The following is a 12393-nucleotide window of genomic DNA, read 5'->3' on the forward strand; positions in this document are numbered from 1 at the left end:
TTCTTCTGTATTAAAATCAAAAATATATACATCCTACGGACGTTTTATAAAATTCCCAAAATTCACCTTGCTAATATCTAGGTCTTTAAAAAATGCTTCAACAGCAAAATCCAATCTTTCAATATAATAATTGTACTTACTTCTAGGAAAAAACTTAATCCTATATATATCGTTAGGTGCAAAATGATAAAGTATGCATTTCAATATAAACTCATATGTATGTGTTACTTCAACTAACATTTGCTGTTCAAATTTTTCACTATGAGATTTCTTACCTAATTCACAAATACAATCATAATATTCCCAGAAGCTTTTCTTATCAAATTTAGCTTCTTCATAAAGGTAATATATGAAGCTACCTTCTTCACATTTATAGTTTCTCTTTAAAATATTTCTAGCATCAAACTCTATTATTAGGCAAACCATGATATTATTACCTTCCTTATAATTGTAGTTGCTTCTTTATAAAAATAACCGTACCAGAATACATAAAACACCCGTTATACTAAGCGGCAGTGCAGCACAATAAATTATTCTTTTATTATCTATATGCATACTAATTAATAAAGAGGTACCTATTGTTAAGTGTTCAACAACATATAACCAATCATATCTGAAGCTAAAAATATTTGTTATCAATTCAATAACTCCTACAATGAATAATACATATCCAATAACCTTCCATATCTTGCTACTTACAACAACATTTTTATTCCCCATATAGAGTTGTTACCTACTTTCATATAATTTATTAATTTCACCACTTATTATAAGAGTCTAATAAATATCTATTTCCTATAAAATTTTTCATTCTAGACATTTTGTATCTCTTCGTTGGGTGAGCTATGATATCACTTTCTTTACTAATATTATGTATTCATTTGTTAATATAATAATTGGGAAGTTATCGTTTTTTCATTTTTATTCTCAAACAAATTAACACAATCTCTAACCCTGCAAATAAAATAACTAATGTTGATGTCACTTCTTTAATGCCTTCTTCCCGTTCTGGGGTTGGATACATTTCTAGTGAACCATTAACAAAATACATATAGAAAACAATAATAAATAATGCGACAATAACGATACTTATATTCAACAATATTCTTTTCATATTCTCCCCCTACAAAATAATCCTCAGATTTTAAATAATACAATCCTACTGCTTATAAAAAATTCTCATTTTAGGCACTTTGTGTCTCTAGTTGGGGGAAGGTGGTCTTTAGTATAAGTTTTTATTTTAGTTTAATTATTAGGGGGCATCTAAATATCATTATTTACTACATCTAAATTTGATCGCTGTATCAACCACTTCTCATATTCAATGCTGTCATCTATATCCTTTGTGTTATATTCTTTCAAGTCCTTGCTTAACGGAAACGCTTTCCTAAACTTTTTTACAAGTTCTTCCTTACTGCTTATTAATAATGTTAAGCTACTATCAAATGCTACAATTTCAACAGATGCAAGAGGATGCTGGATTGAGATATTCTCTTGCCAAAAAGCCTTGTTACAATCTGCATATGGTAAATCATATTTTAATACTTCTTGTAACGTATAACACTTGTCAAATCCCGATAAAACCGCCCAATTCCATTGAAAATCATTTTTATTAATTATTCCTGTTAGTTCTTCTCCACTTATCCATGCATAGTTTCCTGACTGAAAAATGCGTTCCAAATGACCATCCGAAAAAGGAAAAGATTCATAACCTGTTATCAACCAATTATAAGACCTTTGAAAATTATCCAGTGATTTGAATATTTTTTTTAGATATGTATAGGCAACTTCACCTTTCTCTAAAATGGCTCCCTTTATCATCTTAACACCACCAATTCATACTAGACTTAGATATAATTATTCAACTTTACCAATCCACAACACTACTATCACCAATCTGCAAGTTACACACCCTACATAGCACAGCCACATTATCCGATAAGATAAGTTTTAACTAATAGATAAACTGGAATTTGTATCACATATCACTTGTAAAAACTTCGGGAACACCTTGTTCAATTAAAGGTTTTCTTTTAGCATCTGATAGCAGAATACTATGATTATTGCCATCTGGTTGATATTTTCCCTCTACAATATCATTGTATAATTCACTAATATAATCTAACCAGTTAGTAGCGTATTTCTCTGGCCGAATCACCTTAAAGAAATCGTATCCACCTGCTGTATAAAAAACATTTATTGCTTCATGTAATTTACTATTTTCATTAAGTTGATATTCATCAGGAATAATGAAACCATTTTCATCCCATTCTTCATAACCAATTTTATCAGATGTTTCTAACACAAATATTTCCTCCATAAATCCTAATTTACCAATCTTTTACGCTTTTATCACCCACCTGCAAATTACACACCCTACAAAGTACTGCAACATTATCCTCATCTAACCTCAACTCAGGATAATCTTTAAATGACTTTATAGCATACTTTAATACTATAACCGTTCTCGATCATAAAGTAGAAATATAGCAAGCAATAACGTAGTTAATCACACTTGTATGCAAGTTTTGTAGGTAAATCATTCCAAAGTTGTGAACGCGTTTTATTTCTCTGAAATATAGCTAGAACATTTCTATCAGGCTCAGGATATACAATTGGGTTATCTTCTTCCCCTTTTTCAGCTCGTACTGGGAAAGCAAGCTTTTCTGTCTCTATTGAAAACTGCGCTTCTACACCAGGCTTATTCCCTCTTGCATCTAATCTAATCCATTTATGATATTCCTCAATATAAATACCATTAAGCCCATGGTAAACAAGAATAGGTGCTGTATCATCATCTAAAATCAACCTCTGATAACAAAATCCTGTAGGTATTGATTTATAACGCAGTAATGCAGCTAATAGATGTGATTTTGCAAAACAAATTCCATGCCCTGACTTTAAAACTTCTGAAGCTTTACAAGTAAGTATATCATTATTGATATCTGCTGAATGAAAAATATAATCTCTAACATATTCATATGCTTTTTCTATATATTCAATATTGCTATTGGAACCATTTGCAATTTCATTTGCTACTCGCGAAATATTATTGTTGTTATAATCAATAATATCACTCTCACATGTATATAAACTCAATTGATTTGTATAAGGCATTATCTCCATAATATTCTTCTCCTCATTTTATAGTTTACCAATCTACCACACTACTATCTCCAACTTGCAAGTTACACACCCTACAAAGCACCACAATATTATCTTCAGCTAACCTCAACTCAGGATAATCTTTAAATGACTTTATATGATGTCCTTGAAGTAAGTAATTTATACTTCTTCCAGCATCTCTCACAATAAGGATGTTCTTTTACTTTTCTATTGCGTAATTTCTGCCAAGCATATGATGAGTAAAATTTGCGTTTCTCAGGTGAAATATTTCTGTTGTATGTGATGCCTATCCTACAAGTACAATTTGTGTTATATTCGATTGTCTTGCCACATTTACTGCATATTTTTTTCATATGTAATCCTTGATGTAAATATTATAATAATCTATTCTTTTATTTTGCTAACGAAAACCAAATACCCTTTGTAATAGTATTTGAATCACTTGTCCATAAACCTAATTTTGGATTCATATCATCTTTTTTAACCTCAAGATAAATATAGCCTTCAGTACTTCCACCCTTCGTCAAGGTTGCTGAAAGTTGATTTGGAATTCTATAAATAGGTGCCATTGAATAAGATGCATTATTTCCACTATATGCCATAAAATTATTTGTATTAAATAGTATTGTTCCATCTTTTTCCATAGTAAGTATTTTAGCAGAAATTTTAGCTATTAGATATTCTTCATTATCACCTATAAGTGTACCATATTTATTGTTAGCTTTTAAAATCTCTAAAGCCTCATTTCCTCTGATGACTTCTGTTATTCTTATTTCAGCAGTATACTTACCTGTTTTATAATCACTAGAATACCCTATTTGAGGAGTGCCTATAGGTGCTGGATTATTATAGTTATAAGAAGCTATAGATGGTGTATTTGTATCATCACCTAGATATATATTTCCATCTTTATAATTAATATTTACACCTACTAAGTTAGCAAACTCCCTGAGCGGTACATATGTAGTTCCTTTATAGGCTACCACTTCCTTACTCATAGTTTTTCCAGCTTGAATGATATTTTGTTGCTTTAATTCAGCTGTAATCTTAACACCTGTTGCAGCTCCCAAACTAAAGCTTGCACCTAAACTAATAACTACTACCCAAAACATCTTTCTCTTCATATCCATCTCCCCTTTTACATTATATGAACAAATTTTAAGTCATATAAAGAATAATGTCAACTTTCGTAATTATTTATACATATTTAAATACCCCCAACCATTTCATTTTGGCTGAGGGTTCATCTTGGGAGTGTTAATGATTTACATCTACGTCGTATTAACTTTTACTACCTTACAATAATAACACTCATTACCTATACTTTTTAACCGACTTTTACAATACAAAAACAATAAAAAAACAATACTTTTACAATACATTTATGAGAATAGTGGAATAAGTCTTTCTTTAATCAACTTTTTCTTCCTTTTATTAAAACCATCTTCTGTAATTTCTAATATCTCACATATCCTACCTACTGAATACCTTTTAAAATATCGCATCTCAATTAATCGCATTTCATATTCTGTTAAGGTGCTTAGGATGTTTTCTATCTTCTTAAGCTGCCTTTCTTTACTTTGAATTGAGCTTGTGAGTGCATCTATTCTCTTCACTAAATTCTTCTCTCTTTCAAGTACCTCATTTTCTACCACACTACCAAAAGCATTTGTGCTACTTCCAGCTTTCTCATTCCCACTAGCACCTCTTATACCCATTATTTCATTTGCTTCTTCAAGGTCTAGTTTTAGGTTATCTATCTCTACTCGTAGCTTAGGTAAATTATATAAAATGCCTTCTACCGCTCTATAGTTGTTATCTCGCATGCTGTCCCTCCTTGGTGCCTATATTAATTGAAAGATTGGCTTATATACTTTATCTCGATTCTCTGATAGTCTGTTTGTTTTATTAACCACACCCATCAATATATCCTTCAAGTCTTCTATATCCTTAATGCCTTGAATCATTTCAACCACTCTTAATTGATCTCTTATCTGCCACACATAAACCGTTGCTTGGATTGATATTTTCCGTGTTCCACGCAAATTGACTTCTATATCATAGCCATTACCTAAATCACGATATAAGCACCAGTCTCCATCAATACGCATTAGGGTGTATTGCTTGCCTAAAGCATCTACTACCTTTTTAATAGGTTCTCTTAGTTTTTCCATTAGCTTACACCATACGCATGATCTATTACTTTTACGATGCGCTCCTCAAATAGCTTTCTTGGATAAGCCTTTTCTCTATCTTTATTAGTTATGCCACATGAGATGTAGCGACCTAGTTCAAGAATGGCTGCTTCAACTACCTTATCCTTATTGAGATATACTGTCTGTTTTGCAAACTCATGGCCTTCCTCATACCATTTTGTCAGCATGCCTTTTTCTGCCTTTGTCTGATCAAGATTGATTTCTCCATTTTTATATTGGCTGTATAATCCTCTAACTGCTATATAGTAAAGTTGATCGTTTATATTTAATTCTTTGTCTACTGGTAAATTATCTTTTGCTACTCTGTCTAATCTTTTGATGTCCATTCTAAATCCCTATCCTCTCTAATTGTTAAAATGGTAATTCTTCTTCAGCCTCCATTTTGTTAATGCAAGCACAATAACTATTAACCCATAGATTTGTCTTTTTATCTTGATAACTTGTTTCTGACATTTCAGCTGTAATCGTAACAACTTGTCCTGTATTTTCTTCTACCTGTTCATAAATGTGTTTTGTAGTTTGATTATTAAACACAGTCCCTGTGATTTTCTTATTCTTTTCATTTATAAGAATGAATTTAATTACTTTTTCATTCTTTATGGTAATTCTATCAATGCGTCCTTCAAATCTTAATTCGTTCATTTAATTAGTCTCCTTTTTTATAACCACACCCTCCTATTAATCTGCATATCAAGTCCTCGCTTTTCCTCCGAATCCTCCAAACAGAAATTGTCAGATAATTAATCAATCCTTTGTCACTCAATGCATATGACACTCTTGGTGCCTCAGGTGACTTTTTTGTGAATTTCTTATATATATGTTTTTATTAATATATATTTATTATCTATATAGAGTCTCCAAAGACACCAAAGTGAAGAGAAGACTTGACTATCAATGGGTGGGTGTGGTTGATTTTTGGTAAATTGGTTTCTCCGACCATCACCAAAGTTCTGCTACATACTTCAGTCCTCTGTAATATGGATACCCTTCATACAACACACATGGTATTCCATTTTTCTCGGCTCTTACCTTGATGTTTTTCTTATCAAGAGGCGTAATATCATTCTCAGTACAATATTTGTTATATCTTGCCTCAAACTCAGTTTTACGTATCTTATCAGATCTATCGCCTGTAACGATACAATTCTCCTTGATAAATCTAAACAGAGAATCATTGTGGGATCTATAATCTGCATTAGCTGATTTGCTCATTTTACTTTCTGTCAGTACAAACCCATTCTGCATAAGTCTTTTTAAGCCTTGTAAGGCCCAAATAATAATTCCCTCAATTTCACCTTCCATTTTTTCGAATAATTTATTATCCCTTTTTTCAGGTGGGATGACATTGTTGCATGGAATAATTAGGAACCTCTCAAACATATGAGTCCCCTTATCATCTTTAATATATGACATCTCATTGCAAGTAAAGGTAATACCACCCTTAAAGGTAATTGCAAATGGATCTTTACCTTTTAATTCTGCTTCAATCACTCCATCACCTGTTATGGCTTTAAATGTGCTGCCATCCTCAATATTGGCTGCCTTTTGGTCATCAATTAAAACACACTTTTTACCATATAATGCACCTGCTCCAAAGCGTGCTGATAAATCTTGGATGGATTTACTACAAATATTATTAAGACCTATAATTAAGCCTAACATCTTAAGGAATTTTGACTTACCTGTATTCCCTACTACTCCACATAGTGCAAGTGACTTCTTGCAAAGGTTAACATTGTAATTTGAAATATTAACCCCAAACCATTCTTGTAATGTATATTCTGTATCAATATCTCCCGATACAAGTGTTTCAATAAACGTCTTCCAATTTTTAGGCACTGGTGCATTTTCGTTATAGTTAAACTGGATTTGATGCGTTAAATTGTATTGTGGATCGTGATCTATCAGCTTCCATTCTTTCGTACCTAAAATGCCATTCTTAAAATTAATAAAATGGTCATGACTGTTTAACTGTTCAAAACTAATAAAGTTTTTCGTAGATATTAAATCCTTGTAGGTATCTTCCCATACTGTTGGCCTACGCAATTCCATTGGAATAAATTCTTTAATCATGGCCTTAACTTCACCTGCTGACATTTGCTTGTAATAACCACCGTCATACCAATAGATAAAGAATGTTTCACTTCCTTGTTTTTTCACAATGTAATAATGGCTATTTGCTCTTATATATTCTGCTAATAAACTTGTATTAACAGTTGCATTTCCCTTCTGATTTGTAATGATATAATCTCTTTGATATAATTTGCTATTTTCTTCTTTTGTCATCGCTATTTCTCCTTCTAGTTGTAATAATTGTGTCTATAATAGCTTCCTCTATATGTCCTAAGACATTTGTTAATTGTCATCTGTCCATAAGTCGATCCACTTTGTCTCCTATCCCATTTAGGCCTCATTAATGCACTGCTCCTATAAAGTCTATCTATCTGAGCTACATTTCCTCCAGTCCAAAATATAAGCATATTAATAAGTGTCATATCATTCCTAGAAGCATCCCCTGAATCATTGCCATAGTGATAGAGCTGACTAAACTTGTCACTTCTACTTGCCTTCTCAATGACTTCCCTATCAGTCAAGGACTCGCCTCCTCCTAAATGGGTAGGTGTGGTTAAAAAGGTCTTTTCTTGCCTAGCCAAATACTTAGCGTATAAGGGTTTAATGGACTCTGTACAATAACTAAGTGTTCTATAGGGTTCAATTACATTTCCTGTAACTGTGAAGAATCTTCTCTTGTCGTAACATTCAAAGTTAGCCTTTCTACAAGCTCCCTTTGGTTTCTTACCTAAGCAAATCACATGAACCCCTTTCCCACTAGGAGACACCTCAGCATAGCTATTTAACGTGGTTAATACTTCCCTAACAACTGGATCGTTAAGCTCTACTCCGTCAATATCCACTCCAAAGATGCCATCACCTAGCATAAAGCCTAACCCATCATATAGGTCAACTACACCTAAAGCCATTTCATAATCACACCAAGTATTAGGATTATTGCTTTGAGCAAAACCTCCTGTCCTAGCGTTAAATGGTTTTTATCATACTTGCCTCTGCTACTATCCCAGGTGAGCCTGTAAAGCACCCACCTGTTTAGTTCTCTAAGTTCTATTGGTATATTGTTGTAGTTCATCCCTGCCTCCTCATTAAAATGGAAGTGAGTCATCGGCCCCCCACTCCATTGATGCAGGTGTGGTTAAATTACTTTGACCAGGTCTATTTAATAGTTGCTGTTTTGGCACTGGTGCGTTCTCTATGCCTTTTACTTCACCTGTATATCTAATGGTGGTATAAAACCCTGTATTTCCATCCACTTCATATTGCTTCTCCCCAAATATGCCACCAAAGTACTTACCTCTAAGACCTTCTTTATTCCAATCCCATTTATAGCCTTCATTGCTATTTTCAATATGATAGATAAACGTCTTAAATGCCTTTTTCAACCTCTCATCCTTTTCAGTTCCATCATCTTTAGGCACACTTAAATGATATACACCCTTCCACTTTTTATCCTTCGTTTGCTTCTCATATTGATCTCTGTAAAAGTTTTTATATTCTCCTTCTGCTATATCAAAAAGGAGTAACAACACACTTCCCCATCCATATTCCTTTTCCTCTACCTCCATAATTCTACATACATAACCACCTGCAGGTAGTTTTCTCTTTGTTCCCATTACTTCTGTTGTTTCGTATCCATTCCATTTTTTCATTCCTATATTTCTCCTTTAACTAGTAATTCTCTTAAGTTGTAAATTAATGTCTTATAAATATAATCACCGCTGAAATTGATATTCTTTTGATAATGAATGTGCAAATTATATCTACTTTCAAATGCCTTAAGGGTAGCCATAAAAGCTTTTGGGTTATAGCCTGTGTTATAATTATGCAGTTCTATATCCTCATAATTTGAATTCTCAATTAAGAGGTATAAATTACCCTTTGACCTCATAAATTCCTTTTCTATACGTTCTCTACCTTGTGTAAAATTGCCACTTAGTTCATTTAAATTAGCTTTTCTTTCAATAGCACATTTGTTTTGCAAGTAGTATTCTCTGGTGCTATTAGGCATTTGTACCTTTATGGTATAGTCACCAAACTCTAATTTCTCATAGCAATAATTAATCTTATACTTATCAAAATAAGCTGTAATATGGCTACATTTTTGCTCTCTTGTATCAATGACCACAACGGCTTCTTTTAAGATATTTTTAATCTCTGCTTCCGTGTATTTAAACATCCTAGTAATCCTCAAGCACCTTTAATACTGGCACAATATCGTTTTCTATCTCATCCTCTTCAAAGGCATCTAGTGGCGTTTTAGCTGTTGAATTATTACTATGGGTTTCAAAAATGTATCTACCATCCTTGCATTTAGCCAGTAATACTACATTAAATTTTGATTCAGGAACTAACTTATTTAGCTTCTTCCCTGTAGTTTTCATCCTAGTCCACATATAACCATCTTCTGTTCGCTCTGTTTCACTATGAGCTGTATAAATGATAGTTAGGTCTTCTCTTAACTCACTAACAATATCTAAGATGCTATAAATATAAACTACTAAATCAGCCCATTTATCAAAGCCTTTCTCCTTAGAACGTCTTATTTCTTCTCCAACCATCACACCATTTAAGGGGTCTATTACGATATACTTAAGCTGTGTTTTCTCGCTAATCCCTTTCATAAGTGCTAGTATCTTATTTGGATCATCCGTAGCTATATAATTTTTGTTTTCAGCATTATACTGCTGCCTAAAGCCTCTCCACGCACTTCCCTTTTTATCTGCATCTATAAAGTAGGGCTCCTCAGGATTTAGATTTCTGAGTGATGTGGTTTTGCCTGCCCCTGATTCTCCAATAATACAAATTGCCTTTGCCATGCCGCTCGCCTCCTCTAATACTTGATTTCTAGCTTTTCTTCTGTCTTAATCACTTCAAGGCCTGGAATATCCAATAGCTCCCCTGTTGCGACCTCCACAATCCCATTTGGTGTGGTTAATAAGTCTTTCTTAAAGTCCGCCCATTTGAAACTTAAAGTCTCTTTTCGGCTAATTAAATCATCCCTTTGATTGACTTTAGCCCACTCTAATAACTTGTCATTATCTTTTTCAAAGTCTAGCTTAGATTTCTTAACTACTACATCACCGCATAATAACTTGACTTTACGCTGAGTTTTAGTTTCATTTTGTGGCACTTGCTCAAAAAGTTCTCTAAGATAACCTTGTTGCTTGTCCTTTTTCTGTTCTAATTCATACTTCTTTTCTTCGTACCGCTCTTTTAAAAATTCTGATCGCATCTTAAATAATTCATCTAATTCTACTATTGCCACATCTAACTCTTTAATCTTTTCTACCAGTTGATCCATCTCAACTTTTATCTGCAATATTCTTTTATCTAGCACTACTTCTTTATTTGTCATTTTTTTCTCTCTCCCTTCTTATCCTTAATAAGTTGTTATAACGGCTCACATATTGCCTTCCTAGCACATCCTCTTGGCATAAATAAGCCATTAGCTCATTAATAAGTGATTCATATTGCTCTATTTGCCAATTTAGTATGACATTTTTCCCTGTCAGCTCGGCGTGTTCGGATAGTATCTTAAAAATATAACTCACACCTTATCTCCCTTCTTTAAATAGATACTGAAGCTCTAAATCAGGAAAATAACTTTTTTGGATTCTCTGAGCTTCATCAAAGGTAAACTGACTTTTACATCCTATCTTTAAAGATATGGTTGCAGGTCTTACTCCTAACAGATTAGCTAGGTCAATGCACTTTACTGAACGTCTTGCCATTTCGGCTTTTAAATTCCATAACATTTTTCACATCTCCTTTTATTTTGTTTGTTGTGCTTTCGCTACAAGAGATATGATAAATATGAAATATTAAATAAGAATGAGGCCTTTTTAAGGCTTTTATGAGGCCTTTATGACTAATTGGTTAATAAGGTGTTAAGGAAGAAAAATGGAAAAAAAAATAGACCCAGCTTGAGCTGAGTCAAAAAAATTACCGCCCATTCATTAATGGGCTAGTTTTAACAGCCATTGTTAATACATCTTCATCCTGGATAGATTGTAAATATCGTTTTGTAATACTAATGTTTTCATGTCCAAGTAAACGACTTACTGAATAAACATCTAAACCATTCCTTAACTGAGCTTGTGCATAATAATGCCTACATGTATGAGGGGAGCATCTAATATCTTTTCTTATATTGGCTTGTTTACCACATGCCTTTACTATGCGTTCAATAGTTTCTGGTGTTAATTTTTTCCCCTTTTGTGATAAGAAGTAATACTGATGCTCATAGTGTTCTTTTACAAATAATCTTCTTTTCTGTTCATGGCGTAGCATAATCTTGGCTAAGAATGGTGTGATAGGTACCAATCTCTCTTTCTTCCCTTTTCCAAATATAAGAATAGCATTTTCTTTGATATCACATATTTTGATATGACATAACTCACTGTTTCGAATGCCAGTATCAAGTAACATGGCTATAATACACGCATTTCTAGCATTAACATGATTCGAGAAGTTGTATACTTTAAGCATTGCAGATACTTCTTTATCATTAAAAGTTTTAATGATGACTTTTTCTTCTTTTTGCAATTTAACTTTTTTTGCATAGTTGGTAGAGATATACTCCTCTTCTAGTAAGTAGCTAAAAAACATACTTAGATTTTTGAGTATAGAATTAATATATGTAGCTTTTAATCCTAAACATTGTTTATGCTTAATATATGCCTTGATGTGAATATGGGATAACCTCTCTAATGTGGTAATATTGAACTCTGTTTCCAAAAATGAAAAGAAAAGTGAGGTATTATTTTTAACAGATTTAAGTGTTCTATCAGAATAATTTTTTAATCTGATGTCTAATAAATATTCATTAAGTAAATTTTCTAGTAAAAGTCCTTTAGACATAAAAAAAGCCTCCAATGATGATATACTTAGCACGTTTGTACATCATCATTAGAAGTCTCATGTACGCCATCACTGACGCTAATTTTTATAACTAAATTTCAACTAATCCCTTGACTAT

The 12393-nt window shown here is 32.7% G+C and carries 21 protein-coding genes; all 21 read right to left on the reverse strand.

The window, feature by feature from the left end; translation table 11 throughout:
- Positions 1 to 33: 33 nt before the first annotated feature.
- The 21 genes from QTL86_RS06620 to QTL86_RS06720 all read right to left on the reverse strand — a co-directional run bounded on the left by QTL86_RS06620 (position 34) and on the right by QTL86_RS06720 (position 12275).
- Entirely contained in the window at positions 34 to 426 is a 393-nt protein-coding gene (locus QTL86_RS06620) for an Imm41 family immunity protein (protein ID WP_127066664.1), read from the reverse strand.
- 478 nt (positions 427 to 904) lie between these two features.
- Positions 905 to 1114, reverse strand: coding sequence for a hypothetical protein (locus QTL86_RS06625; protein ID WP_127066663.1), 210 nt, complete (start codon positions 1112 to 1114; stop codon positions 905 to 907).
- Positions 1115 to 1263: 149 nt separating this feature from the next.
- On the reverse strand, positions 1264 to 1821 hold the full coding sequence (locus QTL86_RS06630; protein WP_243118591.1) for a hypothetical protein: 558 nt from the start codon (positions 1819 to 1821) through the stop codon (positions 1264 to 1266).
- 157 nt (positions 1822 to 1978) lie between these two features.
- Entirely contained in the window at positions 1979 to 2320 is a 342-nt protein-coding gene (locus QTL86_RS06635; protein ID WP_410496842.1) for a hypothetical protein, read from the reverse strand.
- 185 nt (positions 2321 to 2505) lie between these two features.
- Complete coding sequence (locus QTL86_RS06640; RefSeq protein WP_127066661.1) at positions 2506 to 3126, reverse strand: transglutaminase-like domain-containing protein; 621 nt, start codon at positions 3124 to 3126, stop codon at positions 2506 to 2508.
- 25 nt (positions 3127 to 3151) lie between these two features.
- On the reverse strand, positions 3152 to 3310 hold the full coding sequence (locus QTL86_RS06645) for an HNH endonuclease (protein WP_410496843.1): 159 nt from the start codon (positions 3308 to 3310) through the stop codon (positions 3152 to 3154).
- Between the two features lie 208 nt (positions 3311 to 3518).
- Positions 3519 to 4250 (reverse strand): hypothetical protein, encoded by a 732-nt coding sequence (locus tag QTL86_RS06650; protein WP_127066659.1) that lies wholly within the window; start codon positions 4248 to 4250, stop codon positions 3519 to 3521.
- Positions 4251 to 4508: 258 nt separating this feature from the next.
- Positions 4509 to 4952: a sigma-70 family RNA polymerase sigma factor gene (locus QTL86_RS06655; protein WP_127066658.1), complete on the reverse strand. Its 444-nt coding sequence runs from the start codon at positions 4950 to 4952 to the stop codon at positions 4509 to 4511.
- Between the two features lie 18 nt (positions 4953 to 4970).
- Positions 4971 to 5300, reverse strand: a complete 330-nt coding sequence (locus tag QTL86_RS06660; protein WP_127066657.1) for a hypothetical protein — start codon at positions 5298 to 5300, stop codon at positions 4971 to 4973.
- Positions 5300 to 5668, reverse strand: coding sequence for a hypothetical protein (locus QTL86_RS06665; protein WP_127066656.1), 369 nt, complete (start codon positions 5666 to 5668; stop codon positions 5300 to 5302). The genes QTL86_RS06660 and QTL86_RS06665 overlap by 1 nt, the downstream gene beginning before the upstream one ends.
- Before the next feature lie 25 nt (positions 5669 to 5693).
- Positions 5694 to 5984, reverse strand: coding sequence for a hypothetical protein (locus QTL86_RS06670; RefSeq protein ID WP_127066655.1), 291 nt, complete (start codon positions 5982 to 5984; stop codon positions 5694 to 5696).
- Positions 5985 to 6281: 297 nt separating this feature from the next.
- A complete protein-coding gene (locus tag QTL86_RS06675) occupies positions 6282 to 7628 on the reverse strand; it encodes a phage/plasmid primase, P4 family (protein WP_127066654.1) in 1347 nt (448 codons plus the stop codon).
- A 14-nt stretch (positions 7629 to 7642) separates the two neighbouring features.
- Positions 7643 to 8323: a hypothetical protein gene (locus QTL86_RS06680; protein WP_410496844.1), complete on the reverse strand. Its 681-nt coding sequence runs from the start codon at positions 8321 to 8323 to the stop codon at positions 7643 to 7645.
- Positions 8314 to 8487 (reverse strand): hypothetical protein, encoded by a 174-nt coding sequence (locus QTL86_RS06685; RefSeq protein ID WP_190283322.1) that lies wholly within the window; start codon positions 8485 to 8487, stop codon positions 8314 to 8316. Before QTL86_RS06685 ends, QTL86_RS06680 begins: the two co-directional genes overlap by 10 nt.
- Positions 8488 to 8500: 13 nt before the next feature.
- Positions 8501 to 9064: a hypothetical protein gene (locus QTL86_RS06690; protein ID WP_410496845.1), complete on the reverse strand. Its 564-nt coding sequence runs from the start codon at positions 9062 to 9064 to the stop codon at positions 8501 to 8503.
- 2 nt (positions 9065 to 9066) lie between these two features.
- Positions 9067 to 9591: an ERCC4 domain-containing protein gene (locus tag QTL86_RS06695; protein ID WP_410496846.1), complete on the reverse strand. Its 525-nt coding sequence runs from the start codon at positions 9589 to 9591 to the stop codon at positions 9067 to 9069.
- Between the two features lies 1 nt (position 9592).
- Positions 9593 to 10231, reverse strand: coding sequence for an AAA family ATPase (locus QTL86_RS06700; protein ID WP_410496847.1), 639 nt, complete (start codon positions 10229 to 10231; stop codon positions 9593 to 9595).
- 14 nt (positions 10232 to 10245) lie between these two features.
- On the reverse strand, positions 10246 to 10770 hold the full coding sequence (locus QTL86_RS06705; RefSeq protein ID WP_127066650.1) for a host-nuclease inhibitor Gam family protein: 525 nt from the start codon (positions 10768 to 10770) through the stop codon (positions 10246 to 10248).
- Positions 10760 to 10966 (reverse strand): hypothetical protein, encoded by a 207-nt coding sequence (locus tag QTL86_RS06710; RefSeq protein ID WP_127066649.1) that lies wholly within the window; start codon positions 10964 to 10966, stop codon positions 10760 to 10762. Before QTL86_RS06710 ends, QTL86_RS06705 begins: the two co-directional genes overlap by 11 nt.
- Positions 10967 to 10969: 3 nt before the next feature.
- Positions 10970 to 11170, reverse strand: a complete 201-nt coding sequence (locus tag QTL86_RS06715) for an XRE family transcriptional regulator (RefSeq protein ID WP_127066648.1) — start codon at positions 11168 to 11170, stop codon at positions 10970 to 10972.
- Positions 11171 to 11357: 187 nt separating this feature from the next.
- Complete coding sequence (locus QTL86_RS06720) at positions 11358 to 12275, reverse strand: tyrosine-type recombinase/integrase (protein ID WP_127066647.1); 918 nt, start codon at positions 12273 to 12275, stop codon at positions 11358 to 11360.
- Positions 12276 to 12393: the final 118 nt, after the last annotated feature.

Origin of the sequence: Cellulosilyticum sp. ST5 (assembly GCF_046529625.1) — a bacterium.
GTDB lineage: Bacteria > Bacillota > Clostridia > Lachnospirales > Cellulosilyticaceae > Cellulosilyticum > Cellulosilyticum lentocellum.

Excerpts from the sequence above, each read along its gene's own strand:
- QTL86_RS06620 (WP_127066664.1), bottom strand. The coding sequence starts at position 426 with ATGGTTTGCCTAATAATAGAGTTTGATGCTAGAAATATTTTAAAGAGA.
- QTL86_RS06625 (WP_127066663.1), bottom strand. The coding sequence starts at position 1,114 with ATGAAAAGAATATTGTTGAATATAAGTATCGTTATTGTCGCATTATTT.
- QTL86_RS06630 (WP_243118591.1), bottom strand. The coding sequence starts at position 1,821 with ATGATAAAGGGAGCCATTTTAGAGAAAGGTGAAGTTGCCTATACATAT.
- QTL86_RS06635 (WP_410496842.1), bottom strand. The coding sequence starts at position 2,320 with ATGGAGGAAATATTTGTGTTAGAAACATCTGATAAAATTGGTTATGAA.
- QTL86_RS06640 (WP_127066661.1), bottom strand. The coding sequence starts at position 3,126 with ATGGAGATAATGCCTTATACAAATCAATTGAGTTTATATACATGTGAG.
- QTL86_RS06650 (WP_127066659.1), bottom strand. The coding sequence starts at position 4,250 with ATGAAGAGAAAGATGTTTTGGGTAGTAGTTATTAGTTTAGGTGCAAGC.
- QTL86_RS06655 (WP_127066658.1), bottom strand. The coding sequence starts at position 4,952 with ATGCGAGATAACAACTATAGAGCGGTAGAAGGCATTTTATATAATTTA.
- QTL86_RS06660 (WP_127066657.1), bottom strand. The coding sequence starts at position 5,300 with ATGGAAAAACTAAGAGAACCTATTAAAAAGGTAGTAGATGCTTTAGGC.
- QTL86_RS06665 (WP_127066656.1), bottom strand. The coding sequence starts at position 5,668 with ATGGACATCAAAAGATTAGACAGAGTAGCAAAAGATAATTTACCAGTA.
- QTL86_RS06670 (WP_127066655.1), bottom strand. The coding sequence starts at position 5,984 with ATGAACGAATTAAGATTTGAAGGACGCATTGATAGAATTACCATAAAG.
- QTL86_RS06675 (WP_127066654.1), bottom strand. The coding sequence starts at position 7,628 with ATGACAAAAGAAGAAAATAGCAAATTATATCAAAGAGATTATATCATT.
- QTL86_RS06680 (WP_410496844.1), bottom strand. The coding sequence starts at position 8,323 with ATGGCTTTAGGTGTAGTTGACCTATATGATGGGTTAGGCTTTATGCTA.
- QTL86_RS06685 (WP_190283322.1), bottom strand. The coding sequence starts at position 8,487 with ATGAACTACAACAATATACCAATAGAACTTAGAGAACTAAACAGGTGG.
- QTL86_RS06690 (WP_410496845.1), bottom strand. The coding sequence starts at position 9,064 with ATGAAAAAATGGAATGGATACGAAACAACAGAAGTAATGGGAACAAAG.
- QTL86_RS06695 (WP_410496846.1), bottom strand. The coding sequence starts at position 9,591 with ATGTTTAAATACACGGAAGCAGAGATTAAAAATATCTTAAAAGAAGCC.
- QTL86_RS06700 (WP_410496847.1), bottom strand. The coding sequence starts at position 10,231 with ATGGCAAAGGCAATTTGTATTATTGGAGAATCAGGGGCAGGCAAAACC.
- QTL86_RS06705 (WP_127066650.1), bottom strand. The coding sequence starts at position 10,770 with ATGACAAATAAAGAAGTAGTGCTAGATAAAAGAATATTGCAGATAAAA.
- QTL86_RS06715 (WP_127066648.1), bottom strand. The coding sequence starts at position 11,170 with ATGTTATGGAATTTAAAAGCCGAAATGGCAAGACGTTCAGTAAAGTGC.
- QTL86_RS06720 (WP_127066647.1), bottom strand. The coding sequence starts at position 12,275 with ATGTCTAAAGGACTTTTACTAGAAAATTTACTTAATGAATATTTATTA.